Source organism: Streptomyces sp. NPDC002403 (genome assembly GCF_053593015.1).
The window spans coordinates 115,275-129,794 of record NZ_JBSFBQ010000019.1 but is presented as its reverse complement, the minus strand read 5'-3'; the positions used below and the strand labels follow the sequence as shown (position 1 = coordinate 129,794).

Below are 14,520 nucleotides of genomic sequence, written 5' to 3'. Positions count from 1 at the left end.
CCCCCTTTCGATGTGGCGTGCGGTACTGGCGGGCCGTCACGGAAACGGGTGGGGTGCGGGGTTGAGGCCGGTGTTGCGCAGCGTGGACACCGTCCGGGACATGTGGCGGACGCGCTGGCGGGACCAGCCGAAGTCGATGGGCACGAGGCCGGGCACCAGGACCTTCACGGTGTGCAGGCCCAGGGCGCGCTGCTCGGGCAGGGTCTGGTCGACCACCACCACGTCGAACCCGGCGGCCGCGACGGCGCCCACCGCGCGCATCAGGTCCTCGCGGAGGTCGGCGGCCACCGGGGCGCCGTCGTCGTCCGGCCACGCCAGGTCGGCGACGGCGAGCGGCCGACGGGGGTCGGGCTGCCGCAGCAGGAAGTCGGCGTGCCGGCCCATCTCCGGGACGCCGTAGACCAGGGGGTGGTCGTGGAGGGTGGTGACCCGGTCGAAGTCGGCGGCCATGGCGCGCAGCCGCGACTCGTCGCGACGGGTCCGGCCGACCAGGTTGACCGAGTCGGTGGCGATCTCGCAGAGCGCGGAATCCAGGGCCGACTCCGGGTCGAGCCCGGCGCCCGCCCCGAAGCACATGCGGCCGACGCCGCCGTCGAAGCGTTCGGCGCAGGCGGTGACCACCGGCACGGGGAAGGTGATCCGGGTGTCGAAGAAGCGGGCCCGGTAGCCGTACATGGCCAGTCGGTCCACCATGTGCCGGGTGCTGCGACGGGTGCTGGTCGACGGGTCGATCTCCCGCAGGGGCGCCTGCCCGTACCAGGCGAGCAGGAAGGCGTCCCGCTCGATGACCTCCATCAGCCCGAAGTACACGGCCTCCTCCGGACTGCCGCCCGAGGCACAGCCGTTGGAGCTCTCCTGCACGAACCGGTTCTCCAGGCCCGGCGCGTGGTAGTAGGCGAGGATCTCGGGGACCGGGCGGGGCTTGTCGTCCCGCAGGGACCAGCCCCACACCCAGGGGATCTCCCGGTCCGGGGTGAACGGCCGGACCCGAGGGTTCGCCCGGTAGAACTCCTCGGCGTACAGGCCGGTTTCGCGGGGGTCGACGGCGTCGGGGCCGAGATCGTCGTACGAGGCGACGAGGCGGGTGGTCCTGGCCCGGGCACGCATCCCGGCGTAACGCTCCAGCCCCTCCAGGACCCCGATGCGCTGACTGCGCGCGTAGGTGTCGGCGTGACCGCCCCAGAAGGTCTCCCGCAGGTACTCCCCGGAGCGGGTGGAGAAGCAGCCGATGGTGGCCGAGGTGGTGGTGGAGGCCACGTCGCATATCACCGACGAGCCCAGTGCGCCCCAGTGCGGGTTGGCGAAGGCGTCCACGGGCAGCCGGTAGTCCTCGATCCGGCGCACCCGGAAGGCGCCCGGCCGGTATTTCGGCGCGGGCCGCGGGACGAGCGCGGCCGCCTCGGCGGTGTCCGGTTCCGGTGCACCGCAGGCGGGGCATTCCGGGTCGGGTACGAGGGGATGGCTGCGTACGGTCATGGCCTCCAGGTCCAGCAGGTGCACCCGCGGATACGGGCCGGGGGACGGCTCCGCGCCGGCCAGACCCGCCACCAGCGCGGCCGCTGCGGTGGCCGCGAACGGGATGTCGTACGGCCAATCGCCCACCGCGACGGTGTCCGAGCCGAGTTCGAGCCCCTCGCGCAGGGGCACGGAGCGCACGCCCTGCCACCGGCGCTCCAGGCAGGTCCCGCACCCGGCGGCCCGGCCCTCGGCGGGCCACGGCCCGACCAGCAGCTGACGGCCGTACAGGTGTACGGGGACGCGCGCGGCCCCGGTGCCCCGGGCGTCGTGTCCGGGCGTGGCGGCGTACGCGTCCCGGACGCCGAGGGGCGCCACCGCCACGGCCGGGGCCGGGCCGCTCGCGACGGACCCGACCTCGTCGAGCGCATCGCGCAGGGCGCCGGCGAACCGGCGGGAGCACCCGGCCCGGGCGGTGCGCCCGGACCCGGCCGTGGGCTCAGCCGGCATCGGTGACCGTCCGGGTGAGCAGGACGCGCGCGGTGTGGATGCCCGCGGTGGGCAGGTCGGCGGCGTGCGTGGGCACCACCAGGGCGTCCCGGCCGTCGGCGGCGAGCCGTTCGAGGACCCGGGTCCACTCCACGGCCTCCCCGGGCGCTTTCGCCGGTTCGTCGCGGGTGACCGGGATCAGTGCGGCGTCCAGGTCCCGCAGCAGCGGGTCGCCCGTGTCGGGGGTGTCCGTCTCCGCGTCGGCCCCGGTCACCGCCTGTGCCTCGCCGAGCAGGTCCCGTACGGCGTCCACGGCTGCTGCCGCGAGGTCCAGGGCGGCCCCGACGGCCCAGCGGGCGGGTGCGGTGGGGGACACGGTCCTCGCCAGGACGACGGACGCGCCGGAGTGTGCCCGCTCACCGAGGTCGAGCAGTTCGACCGAGAGGCCGAGGTGGGTGGTGGACCGCAGCAGGAACGTCATCTCGGGGTCGTCACCGAAGGCCGAGGGCTCGATGACCGCCACGTCCCCGGCGCCCCGGACCGCCCGTCGCAGAGCGGCGTGGGAGAGCGCCGACAGCAGGCCGCAGGCTGCGGCTTCCGGCAGGTTCGCTCCCGCCCCCGCTCCGGCCCGCGTGGGCTCGAAACGACGGTCGGCGTTGTCCGCCCCGAAGGGACGTACGGCGCCCGCGGGCACCCGCACCGCCTCCTTCGTGACGAGCGAGGTGGCGGGGGTCCAGGCGGTGACCGCGCCGCCACCGGTGCCGGACGCGATGGTGAGCGCGTCCGGCACCACGGCGGGCAGCTCGTCGAGGGAGGCCTCCGAGGGGACGGCGGGCACCACGTGCTCGGCGTAGACCGTGGCGGCGGCGTTCAGCGCCCGCAGCCGGGCCCCGGCGGTGTGGTGGACATCGAACGCGGTGATGGTCCGCGAGCCCCCCGGCCCCAGGCCGAGCACGACGGATCCCACCTTCAGCGGAGTCTGGGTCAGGGGCTCGTCCGCGTACCGGGTGAAGACGCCGGCGTGCGGGTGGACGAGCGCGGAGCGGCGCTCGAGTTCGGCGAGCGGGCCGCGCGAGGCGTCGTCGTCGGGGGCCGTGGCGACGGTCGGGAGGAAGGCCGGGCGCGGCGGGACCGACGCCAGGTCGACCGGTTCCGGGGTATCGGCGGGGGCGGCGCAGAACGGACAGCGGGGGTGCGGGAGCAGCGGCTCCGAGCCGACGTCGAAGGACGCCATGTCCTGGATGAGCAGCCGGCCCCGGGTCTCGGCCGGCAGTGCGCCGGTGACCAGGCGGAACACCTCGTAACCGAGCAGATTGCCGAGCATCGCGGCGAGCGGTCCCGAGGGCTGGGCACCGGGGGTACCGGTGCCCAGGGCCAGCCCGCTCCACAGGTCCGCGGCCGCCGCGTCGGCCCTGCCTCCGGCGGCGCCCAGCCGCAGCGCGGCGCAGGACCAGCAGGACGTCGCTTCCGGGGTCATCGCCGGACCGACGACGACCCGGCGGCCGAACGTCCAGGCCGGGAGCAGAGTACGGCCGTCCGGCAGACCCTCCCGCAGCAGCGGCAGCACCGTGCCCGGGACGCCGGGGCCGGCGGCGGCCACGACGACGTCGTACCCCTCGTAAGCGGCCCAGCCCACCGGACCGCTGCCCGGCTCCGGCAGCACCGACAGCTCGACGGGGCAGTCCTGCCCGGCCAGTTCGGCCGCCTCCCGATGGACCGTCGCGAACTCTTCCGCCGTGCTGCTCGCGGAGCCGTTCGCGAGGGCCGCGTCGACGGCGACCGCGGCGCAGCCGTTCCGGATCAGGGACAGCACGCACCAGCGCGCCGACGGGCCGTCACCGAGTACGGCGACCCGGGTGGCGCGGAAGCGGGCGAACCGGGCGTCGGCGTCGTCGGCGTAGTGGTCGAGGTAGGCGATCTGCTGGGCGAAGCGGGCGGCGGCGGCCGGGGCGGTCGCCAGGGACGCGGCCGGCTCCTGCGGATCCGGCACCGGGCGGGCGAAGTCACGCGCGTAGAGCGCCTTGACGAGTTCGCCCACCATGGCCTTCTGGCGTTCCCCGAAGCCCTCGCATATCTCCTCGACGGATCTGCTGCCGTCGAGGTGGGGGACGAGGAGCGTGGCGAACCTGTAGCCGGACTTGGCGGTGAGCTGGAAGCCGCCGTCGGCGTTGTGGAAGATCACGCCGGTGGGCGTCTCGGTGAACAGGACGTCGCGACGGACTCGCGGCCGGGTTCCGGCGATCTCTGCGTACGGCGTGGTTGTCATGCGTGCTCACACCTCTGGTTCTGGGGGCTGGTTGCCCGAGGGAACTCGGGCCGGTTCGGGGTGACTTGTGGAAGGTCCGGATCGCGACAGGGCCGGGCAGTCGGGGAGGCCGACGGCCCGTCCCGTCACCGCAGTGCGGCCGGCCTGGTGCTGTCCACCGGAGGGATCTCCGTATGTCGTGGCGGGCGCGGAAGGGCGTGGCCGCGGCCGGCGCGGTGGACCGTCGCTCGCCTGGCGTGGGCCCGCAGCAGGTCGTGCATCCAGAAGACGCCCGGCCGTTCCTCCTCCAGGAGGCCCGCGTCCAGGAGCCGCTCCAGCACCTCTTCCGCAGTCTCCGGCGGAATGCCGAGTACATCCGTGGCCAGGCCGGGGGTGAGGGGTCCGTGAGCCGTCGCCCCGAGGCGCAGATGGGCGTCGGCCAGCTCCGGAGGCAGTCGCGTCAGGGCCTCGTCCAGCGTCAGCGGCACGGACATGTGGGGATCGTCGGCCAGGCTGAGCCGGGCGGGCAGGTCGCGTCGCAGCGAGTCGGTGCAGTCGGCCAGCCGCAGCCGGGGCCGGGTGAGCAGCCGGGCGGCGGCGATCCGCAGGGCGAGCGGATGGTGCCCGCACACGGAGGCCAGCCGTGCTGCCGCCGACGGCTCGGCCTCGACCCGTTCCCGGCCGAGGACCGCGATGAGCAGGGCGTGCGACTCCTCCGGTTCCAGGGCGCCGAGCCGGTGGACGGCGCCGCCGTGCGTGGCGACGAGCGCGGCCAGGCCCATCCGGCTGGTGACGATCGCGGCACCGCCGGCGTTGGCGGTCAGCAGCGGACGTACCTGGTCGGGGTGGACGGCGTCGTCCAGGACCAGAAGCGCGGGGTGGTGCCCGGCGCCGGATTCCGCGGGCAGGGAACGACGGAGCTCGTCGACGGCCTCCTGCGCCGGGCGTGGGGTGCCGTCGGGACGGGTCAGCGGCAGCAGCAGGCAGCCGCCCGGATAGTGGCCGCCCACCAGGTGCGCGACGTGCAGGGCCAGGGCCGTCTTGCCGATGCCGGGCGCTCCGGAGAGCATCGCCACCGTGGCGCGATCCGGTGCGCCGGACTCCCGGGCGGATGTCAACAGGCCCATCAGGGAGTCGACTTCACTCTTCCGGCCGGTGAAGGAGGGCACGGTGGGGAACGCGGCCACGGATGCCGCCGGGCCTCCGGGACCTCCGGGACCTCCGGGACGGTGGTCCGGCTCCGGCTCTCCGTCGTCCGGGAAGGTCCGCGGCGTAGCCGGCGCCAGCGAGACGGGGGCGCGGCCCGTGTCCGGGGGCCCGATGTCGTCGCCACGCAGCATGGCCAGCTCCAGGCACTGGAGTTCGGCCCGGGGATCGACGCCGAGCTCCTCCCGCAGATGCTCCTTGATCCTGCGGTACTCCGCGAGCGCCTCGCTCTGGCGTCCCGTCCGGTAGAGAGCCAGCATCAGCTGCGCGGCGAACCGTTCATGTGCCGGGTATACGCGCGTAACTTCCCATAGATCAACGAGTGTTTCGCGACAACGGCCGTACTTCAGCTCGATGTCGCAGACCCGCTCCAGAACCCTCAGACGTTCCTCCGCCAGCCGCGGCACCTCGTCCCGGTGCAGCAGGTCGGAGGGGACGTTGGCGAGCAACGGCCCCTGCCAGAGGGCGAGCGCGGCCCGCAGGTCGTAGAGCTCGGACTCCTCCCCGGACGCGGCGGCCCCGTCGACGAGCTGCCGGAAGTGCAGCAGGTCGAGGGTCCCGGCGTCGGCCTGGATGCGATAGCCGCTGGCGACCGCCGTGACGGCCTGGTCCTCGATGCCGTACTTGGCGAAGATCCGGCGCAGCCGCAGGACACAGCTCTGGAGCGCGGCCTTGGCCGTCGTCGGCTGCTTCTCGCCCCAGACGACGTTGCGCAGGTGATCGGTGGAGACCACGGATCCGGGGCGGATGAGGAGCGCGGCAAGCAGCGCGGTCGGTTTGGAGGGCGGCAGGACCACGACGCTCCGGCCGTCCGTGATGCTCAGCGGGCCGAGCAGTTGAAAACGCACTGTCATCTGCCTCCCCCGTGTGTCCGCCGCTGCCCGTCGAGCCGTCGGTGACGCCGTACCGCGCCTGCCGTGCCACGTGCCGCCGGCCGAAGACGGCCGGGCCGTGGCTGGGACGCGGGAGTCCGGACGGATGCCACGGGTGCGTCCGAGCCGCCGGCAGGCGCGGGGGAGGAGGAGACCGCGCGCATGGTGGATACGGTCGTCGCGGCTGTCCCGGTGACGACGGCGAGCAGGGTCCCCGCCGGCGCCGGGATCCCGAGGGTTCGACGGGGGCGGGCATGACGATGCGGCATGTGGGGAGCCCTTTTCGGTCACTGTTGGGGAGCAGTCGACGATGGCGAGTTTGTACGGAAGTGATGCTTCGGTGAAGGTCAGGCGCGTGGACGGATTAGGCCATGGCCCATTCCGTCCAGTCTCCGAACTCCTGGTCAGGACCGGAATGATCGCTACCGAAAGGCCCTCTGTCCCAGGGCGTCGAGCCGTGCCATGATCTTTGCCGAACCTTAACCAAGCGGTCGTGGAACGGACTTCATTTCCTGCGGCGATGGCTGAGCGGGGCGCACGGCCCCGGGCGAGGAGGGACGATGCTCGACCCCTTGGGACTGGATTCCACGACGGAAGCCGTGTACCGGGCGATGCTCGGCGACCCTTGTGCGAGCCGGGTGGAGCACTCCGCACGCCTTCGGCTGACCGTCGATCAGCTGGACTGCGCCATCAAGAAGTTGTCGGAGATGGAGCTGATCCGTCCGGCCGAGGGTGCTGATCCGCAGCGCGTGCACGTGGTCAACCCCCGGCTCGGCCTGGAGATGCTGCTGGCCCGGCAGCGAGCCGAACTCGCCTCACGCTGGCAGCAGTTGGAGGAAGGTGAGGCGGCGGTGGCCGAACTGCTCTGCCGGCTCACCCCCACACCGCCGGCCGTCGGCGAGTCACCGGTCGCGCACCTCGACGGTGTGGACCACGTACGGGACTACACGGCCCGGCTGTACGAGGAGGCGGAGGAGGAGATCGTCGCCTTCGCGGCGGGTGGCGGGCGGGCCGAGGAGGACCTGGACGCCATGCGTCCGCTCAGTCAGCGGTTGCTGGCCCGTGGGGTGCGGATGCGCGCGGTCCACCTCGACAGCATCCACAGCCACCCGCCCACGGTGGCGCACGTGTCCTGGCTGGCCTCGATCGGCGGCGAGATCCGTACCGTGCCCTCCCTCGGCATCCGCATGATCCTCACCGATCGCCGGCGTGCTCTGGTGACCGCCCTGGACGACCAGGACTGCTCGCTCGGGGCACTCGTCGTGACCGGACGGTGGCTCATCACGGCGCTGGAGGCCTTCTTCGAAACGGTCTGGGAGCGGGCCGAACCGTTCGGCCGGGCCGAGAAGGACGCAGACCACCGGCTGACCGGCCAGCAGCACGAGAGTCTGCGGCTCCTGGCACGCGGTTACACGGACGAGGCCATAGCCAAGCGTCTCGGCGTCTCCCCCCGTACCGCCCGCCGCATCGCCACCAGCCTCCTGTCCCACCTCGGCGCCCGCAGCCGGTTCCAGGCGGGGGTCCATGCCGCACAACGGGGCTACCTTCCCGCCGACCGCCCGAGCCCCTGACGGGGCCCGTCCGCGCGCATCCGGTTCGCGCCGGAGGCGGACCCGGAGCGGCGCCGGGTGATCGGCGGTCTGCCCGATGGCCGGGGCGGCGGAGGAACGGTCGCGGACCGGCTGGATTCTCTCCGGCCGGTCGGTGACGTCAGTTGTGCCTCCGCATCCTTTGAGTGGCAGGGAATCAGGGCGTGTTCACCACTCGTCCCACTCTCCAGGGTGTCTTCGGAATGAAGTTGTGCAGGACGCGGATCTCCTCCTGGAGTGCGGAGGCGGGCGAGCCGCCCACCGTGCGGTACGCCCCTGATCCTCCGCTGACGTGTGCCTGACGGTCGTGGCTGCTCGGGCGGCCTGCGGAGAACGTCAGTCCTCGATCAGGAACACATCAGGACGCGCTGTTTCTATCGGGTGGCACAGCGGGCGGTGCGGGATGCGCACCCCCGCTTCTACGCGAAGGGGCGGAACGGAGATGGCCGATTCCCTGCATGCAGGTGGACGCTTGAGCGGACTGTCGGTAGCCGAGCGGCGCGAGGCGCTGGAAGAGCTTGTCGTCACGCAGTTCAAGGAGGCCCTGCTGATGGGGGCGGACGAGGAACTGGAGTCGGACACGAGCTTCTTCGACCTGGGCCTCACCTCGCTCCGGCTCAACGTGCTGAGGCAGCGGCTCGAGAAGCTGCTGGGGACGGCCATCGACGCGACCGCGCTGTTCAACCAGCCGACGGTCGTTCAGCTCGTGGATCACCTGGCCGAGTCGACCGGCCAGGACAAGGACAGGAGGCGGACGGATGCCGTGTGAGTCCGAAGCGGCGGCTGCCGGGAACACCGTCGAGAGCCTGTTGCGCGAGAAGTACGAGCCGATCGCCATCGTCGGAGTGGGACTGCGATTTCCCGGCGGGAGCGAGTCGCCCGAAGAATTCGACGAGTTCCTGAGGGGCGGGCGGTCGGGAATCCGCCCGCTTCCTGAGGACCGCTGGGACACATCCGCGTTCACCCCTGCGAACCCCGAGGAGAAGGGCAAGATCCAGACGGCGGGCGGGGGATTCCTCGACCGGATCGACCTGTTCGACGCGCCCTTCTTCAACATCTCGCCCAAGGAGGCGCAGTACATCGACCCCCAGCAGCGCCTCGTCCTGGAGACGGCCTGGCACGCGCTGGAGAACGCCAACATCGACCCCACCCCGCTCCGCCGCAAGAACGGCGGGGTGTACATAGGGGCGAGCTCCATCGACTACGCGCTGGAGATCGACGCGCTGCCCTACGAGGACCTGGACGGTCACCTCGCGTCCGGCATCACGATGTTCCCGCTGTCCGGCCGTCTCTCCTACTTCCTCGGGTGGCGCGGTCCCAGCGTCAGTGTGGACACCGCGTGCTCCTCGTCCCTGAGCGCGCTGCACATGGCGGTCCAGGGACTGCGCCGGGGCGAGTGCGACATCGCCCTGTGCGGCGGGGTCAACGCCCTGCACCACCCCCGCATCATGGTGATGTTCTCGCACGGCCAGATGCTCGCCCCGGACGGACAGTGCAAGACCTTCGACGACGCGGCCGACGGCTACGTACGGGCCGAGGGATGCGGAATGGTCGTGCTCAAGCGGCTGCGCGACGCCGAGCGCGACGGTGACCAGGTGCTCGCCCTGGTCCGGGGCACCGCGATCGGGCAGGACGGCGACAGCGCCGGGCTGACCGTGCCCAACGGCCCCGCCCAGGAACTGGTGATCCGCAGAGCCCTGGAAGCGGCACGCCTCGAACCCCGCGACATTCAGTACGTGGAGGCACACGGCACCGGAACCCCGATCGGGGACCCCATCGAACTGGGCGCCATCAACGACGTCTTCAGCCGGTCCCACACGTCCGAACAGCCTCTGCTCGTCGGTTCGGCGAAGACCAACCTCGGACACATGGAACCCGCGTCCGGCATCGTGGGTGTGATCAAGACCGTGCTGCAACTGCGCTCCGGCACGGTGTACCCGCACCTGAACCTGAACACCCCCTCCACCCGCATTCCCTGGGACACCTATCCGGTCCGGATTCCCACCGAGTGCACCCCGTGGCCCGGCGAGCTCCGCCGCGCGGTGGTGAACAGCTTCGGCTTCGCGGGCACCATCGCGGCCGTCGTCCTGGAGCAGGCGCCCCCGACGCCCGCCGCACCGGAGAGGGGCGAGAACGAGAAGCCCTCCGCCGTGAAGGCCGAGGACGAGAAGTCGGCCGCCCCGGAGAGGGCCGCGGCCGACAGACCCGCAGTGATCTTCACGGTGTCCGGCAAGAGCGCCGCGGCACTGCGGGCACAACTGGTGCGATACCTCGAATTCCTGACGGCTCGTCCGGACATCGACGTCGCACGCCTCTGCCACACGACCAACGTCGGCCGGGCGCACTTCTCCCATCGCTTCTCCGCCGTGGTCAGGGACCTGGACGGACTGAAGTCGGCACTGGAGAACCGGCTGTCCGGCGACGCACCCCCCGCGGGGGCCAAGGCGCGCAAGACCGCCTTTCTCTTCTGCGGACAGGGCAGCCAGTACAACGGCATGGGCGCGGACCTCTACCGACGCTTCCCGGTCTTCCGCGACCGCGTGGACGAGTGCGACCGGATACTCGCACCGAAGCTGGCGGTCTCCGTACGCGATCTGCTCCTCGGGACCGCCGAGGACGACGAGCTGATCCATCGCACCGAGTACACCCAGCCTGCCCTGTTCACCCTGGAGTACGCGCTGGCCGGGCTGTGGATGTCATGGGGCGCACGGCCCACCGTGCTCATCGGGCACAGCATCGGCGAGGTCGTCGCGGCGGCCGTCGCCGGGCTGCTGACGCTCCCCGACGCACTGACGCTGGTGGCCGCACGGGCCCGGCTGATGCAGTCGGTGCGTGAGCCCGGCTCCATGGCGGCCGTGTACGCCTCGGCCGAGGAGGTCGCACCGCTGCTCACGGACTCACCGGACCTCGCCCTGGCCGCGGTGAACGCTCCGGAGCAGTGCGTCGTCTCCGGGGCCCTCGAACCGCTGGACAAGACGGTCGGACAACTGCGTGAGCGCGGCCTGAGAGTCGAACCGCTCTCCGTGTCGCACGCCTTCCACTCCCCGCTGATGCACGAGGTGTTCGACGAGTTCCGGGCGGCGCTCGACGGCATCGCCTTCCACGAGCCGTCCATCCCGCTGATCTCCAACGTCACCGGCAAGGTCGCCACATACGGCGAGATCGGGACGCCGGAGTACTGGGTGGCCCACATCGGACGGCCCGTTCTGTTCATGGACGGCGTCCGGGCCATCGAGAAGCGCGGCAAGCACACCTTCGTCGAACTGGGCCCGTCGGCGGCGCTGACCGCTCTCGCCAGACAGTGCCTCGCCGCAGCCGATCACCACTGGGTGGCCAGCTTGCGCCGACGTGAACGGGGCGAGGACGCCGTGCTGCGAGCCCTGGCCGACCTCTACACCGCTGGCAGCCAGGTGGACTGGCCGGGAGTGCACACCGGACGGGAACTGTCCCGCGTCGTGCTCCCCGGCTACCCGTTCCAGCGCAAGCGCCACTGGCTGCCCGTCGACGGCGCCGACACCCGGGCCCGGGGCCTGCGGACCCGGGGCCCGGCCACCCACCCGCTGCTCGGCCGGGAAACGGCGGGCGGCCCGGGACAGGGGGAAGCCGCGGATTCGGTGCGGGAGTTCACGACGGTCCTGGCGGCGGGGAACCCGGCGTACCTGGCCGATCACCCCGGGCCCGACGGGGCGGCGACGCTCCCGGCCGCCGCCTACGTCGAGCTGCTCCTCGCCGCGCAGGACGCGGTGTACGGGCACACGCAAGGAGCGATCCTCGACCTGGTCCTGCACCGGCCGCTGGCCCTGCCCGAGGAAGCCGTGGTGGAGGTGCGCACCCGGTTGCGGCCGAAGCCGGACGGCGGTGCGGACGTCGAAGTGGTCAGCGGGCCCGCGGACGACGAGATCCGGCACGCCACTGCCACACTCGATGCACGGCCGGTGAGCACCGGCCCCACCTCCGGCCTGGACCGCCTCGCGGAGAACCCCGGCGAGCCGGTCGAGCAGGGGGGCCCGGCCGACATCTACACCGACTTCGCCTCGGTGGGCCGGGACTACGGCGACCGCTTCCGCGCCCTCGACGAGGTGGCGAAACACCAGGACGGCGTGGTCAGCGCATCAGTGACATTACGTCAGATGACATTCGGGGAGTACGTGCCCGTGGAGGCGCTCGAATGCGCCCTCCAGGCGATGACCGCGCTCGACGAGTACAGCCCGGCGTTCGCCCCAGCCGAATTCGGCGGCGTACGGCTGTACAAGAAGCCGCGCGGCCGCCGGCTGCGCGTGGTGGTGCGGTCCGTGGCGCAGGACCCGACCGCGCGCACGTCAGATCTGCTGCTCCTGGAGGGGGAGCTGCCCGTCCTCGAACTCACCGGTGTGCGTCTGCTGCCCGCTCCCGTCGACGCCGATGGCGAACGGCCCGTCGTCCCCGCACCCTTCCTGCACCGGTCGGCCTGGCTCCGCCGGAGCCTCCCGGCGGACGCCCACCGCGCCCACCGTCATGTGCTCGTCCTCGGCGACCGGCGCGGCTGGCTGGCCGCTGCGGGGGAACGCGCCGACGAACTCGGCGTGCGGCTGACCTTCCTCGCGTCCGTCGGGGAACTGACCGCCGCGCTCGACGACGCCTCGGTCAGCGACGTGTGCTGGCTGTGGAACCCGGACGACGCGGAGATGTCCGTCAACCGGCTGCGCACGGAGTGCGAGAGCAACTATCGCGAGCTGCTCGCCGTGACCGGGGCCCTGTCGGACACCGACCCGGCGAGGCCGCCCCGTCTGTGGCTGGTCACCGAACGGGGCCAGTGGCTGCCGGGAGACCGGCCCGGCACCGGCGAGCAACTGGCGGCGTCGACGCTGTGGGGCTTCGGCCACGTGCTGCTCAACGAGTACCCGCAGCACCGTGCCACCCTCGTCGACGTGGCGCGCGGCACCGAACCGGTTGTGCTGCTGGACGAATGGCAGTCGGGGGACAGCGGGGAGTTCCAGGTGGCCTACCGCGGCGGGCGGCGCCATGTGCGCCGCCTGCTGGCGGGCGAGCGCACCCCGGTGTGGGAGGGCGGTTTCGAGGTCCGGGCCGACGGTCTCGGCACCGCGCGCCACGGCTCCCCCGTCCCCGAGAAGGACGGACCCCGACCGGTGCCCGCCCAGGACGTCGACCCCGTGGGCGACGAGATCCAGGTGCTGGTCCGGACGGTGCCGCTGACCGCCGACGACCTGGCCGGGGCCGGGGTCCTCGGCGCCGAGTGCACCGGCACGGTTGTGTCGGTGGGGGAGCGGGCCGGGTTCTCGATCGGCGACCGCGTCGTGGTGCGCCACCGGGGCACCCTGCGGCGCACCGTCACCGTGCCCTCGGCCGCGGCCGTTCCCGAGAGCGCCGGTGCGGGCGCCGGAACCGGGCAGGAGGCCGGCGTCCCCGGCGACGTCTACGGAATCGACGAGCTGACCGAGGCACTCGCAGTCGCACGTCACCGTGCGGCCGTGGTGTCCCTGGCACCCGCGCCGGACACCCGGGGCTCCGCCCCGCTCGTCGTACGCCCCGATCGCAGCTATCTGGTGTCCGGCGGCGTCGGCGGGCTCGGGCTCGTCACGGCCGAGAAGCTCGTGGACATGGGAGCACGGCACCTGGTGCTGGTCAGCCGCAGCGGCCGTCCGGCTCCGGAGGCCGCCGAGCTGCTCGCGGGTCTCTCGGAGCGGGCCGAGGTGCGCGTGGTCAAGGCCGACGTGGGCTCCGCCGAGGACATGGCGGGCCTCGTCGGCGAACTGCGGGGCGCGGCCACGCCGCTGGGCGGCATCGTGCACGCGGCGGGTGCCGCGGGAAAGTCCCTGATCGGCGCCCTGACCTGGGAGGCCATCGACGATCAGCTGCGCGCCCAGGCATACGGCGGCTGGCTGCTGCACGAGCTGAGCCTGGACGTCCCCGGCCTCGACTTCTTCCTCGTGCACTCCTCCGTCGCCGCCGTGCTCGGAGGGGCGACCCAGGCCCACTACGCGGCTTCCTTCGCCTTCCTGGACGGCCTGGTGGCCTGGCGCGCCCGGCAGGGGCTGCCGGCCCTCGCGGTGAACTGGGGTGCGTGGGCCAGGGTCGGCATGTCGGCCCGGCTGGACGAGAACCTCGGCCGGGAGCTCCGGCGCAGCGGGGTGCGGTATTTCTCCCCGGTCCGGGCCCTGCGCATGCTGGAACGGCTGTCGGCCGGGCCCGCCGAGCAGCGGGTGGCCGGTGAGTTCGACTGGGCGGCCCACGTCGCGCCGAGCCTGCTCGACAACGCCCTCTACTCCCGCCTCGTCGGCGACCGCACCAGGGACGAGGACGGCTTCGACACGGGTGCGCTGCTGGCACTGCCGGAGGGGGAGCGCAGGGCGGCCGTCGGCCGGATCGTGCTCCGGAGCCTGGCGGCGGTGCTGCAGGTCGAGGACCCCGAGGAGGTGGACTTCCACGCGGAGTTCGTCTCCCTGGGCCTCGACTCCCTGATGGCGCTCGGACTCCGTACGTCCCTGGAGTCGGTCTTCCGCATCGCGTTGCCCGCCACCCTCACGTTCGACCACCCCTCGGCCCATGACCTGACCGAGTTCCTCGACGGCAGGCTCACCGCCGCCCCGGCAACCGCATAGCACCATGCGCCCGTACCCGTCGGGGTACGGGCGCGGAGCCCCAGGACCGACGAGTCTTCGGAGGA

Annotated in this window: 6 protein-coding genes; 3 read left to right on the top strand and 3 right to left on the bottom strand. The window is 72.7% G+C overall.

Translation table 11 applies throughout. From position 1 onward, the window contains the following. Positions 1–36: 36 nt before the first annotated feature. From ACWCPY_RS22005 to ACWCPY_RS21995, 3 genes are all read right to left on the bottom strand, one after another. Positions 37–1,965, bottom strand: coding sequence for a TOMM precursor leader peptide-binding protein (locus ACWCPY_RS22005; RefSeq protein ID WP_451267404.1), 1,929 nt, complete (start codon positions 1,963–1,965; stop codon positions 37–39). Next, entirely contained in the window at positions 1,955–4,210 is a 2,256-nt protein-coding gene (locus tag ACWCPY_RS22000) for a TOMM precursor leader peptide-binding protein (protein ID WP_451267402.1), read from the bottom strand. The genes ACWCPY_RS22005 and ACWCPY_RS22000 overlap by 11 nt, the downstream gene beginning before the upstream one ends. A 125-nt stretch (positions 4,211–4,335) precedes the next feature. After that, positions 4,336–6,243, bottom strand: coding sequence for a BTAD domain-containing putative transcriptional regulator (locus ACWCPY_RS21995; protein WP_451267428.1), 1,908 nt, complete (start codon positions 6,241–6,243; stop codon positions 4,336–4,338). Between the two features lie 584 nt (positions 6,244–6,827). Between ACWCPY_RS21995 and ACWCPY_RS21990 the strand changes: the two genes are divergently transcribed. From ACWCPY_RS21990 to ACWCPY_RS21980, 3 genes are all read left to right on the top strand, one after another. Further along, complete coding sequence (locus tag ACWCPY_RS21990; protein ID WP_451267400.1) at positions 6,828–7,838, top strand: DUF6879 family protein; 1,011 nt, start codon at positions 6,828–6,830, stop codon at positions 7,836–7,838. Positions 7,839–8,298: 460 nt separating this feature from the next. Next, positions 8,299–8,625: an acyl carrier protein gene (locus ACWCPY_RS21985; protein ID WP_451267398.1), complete on the top strand. Its 327-nt coding sequence runs from the start codon at positions 8,299–8,301 to the stop codon at positions 8,623–8,625. Next, positions 8,615–14,455 carry an SDR family NAD(P)-dependent oxidoreductase gene (locus tag ACWCPY_RS21980; RefSeq protein ID WP_451267396.1) on the top strand — a complete coding sequence of 1,947 codons (5,841 nt, stop codon included), beginning with the start codon at positions 8,615–8,617 and terminating at the stop codon, positions 14,453–14,455. Before ACWCPY_RS21985 ends, ACWCPY_RS21980 begins: the two co-directional genes overlap by 11 nt. Positions 14,456–14,520 lie beyond the last annotated feature (65 nt).

What these genes read in the sequence shown, in the direction of transcription:
- ACWCPY_RS22005 (WP_451267404.1), bottom strand. Translation starts at nt 1,965, where the DNA reads ATGCCGGCTGAGCCCACGGCCGGGTCCGGGCGCACCGCCCGGGCCGGG.
- ACWCPY_RS22000 (WP_451267402.1), bottom strand. Translation starts at nt 4,210, where the DNA reads ATGACAACCACGCCGTACGCAGAGATCGCCGGAACCCGGCCGCGAGTC.
- ACWCPY_RS21990 (WP_451267400.1), top strand. Translation starts at nt 6,828, where the DNA reads ATGCTCGACCCCTTGGGACTGGATTCCACGACGGAAGCCGTGTACCGG.
- ACWCPY_RS21985 (WP_451267398.1), top strand. Translation starts at nt 8,299, where the DNA reads ATGGCCGATTCCCTGCATGCAGGTGGACGCTTGAGCGGACTGTCGGTA.
- ACWCPY_RS21980 (WP_451267396.1), top strand. Translation starts at nt 8,615, where the DNA reads ATGCCGTGTGAGTCCGAAGCGGCGGCTGCCGGGAACACCGTCGAGAGC.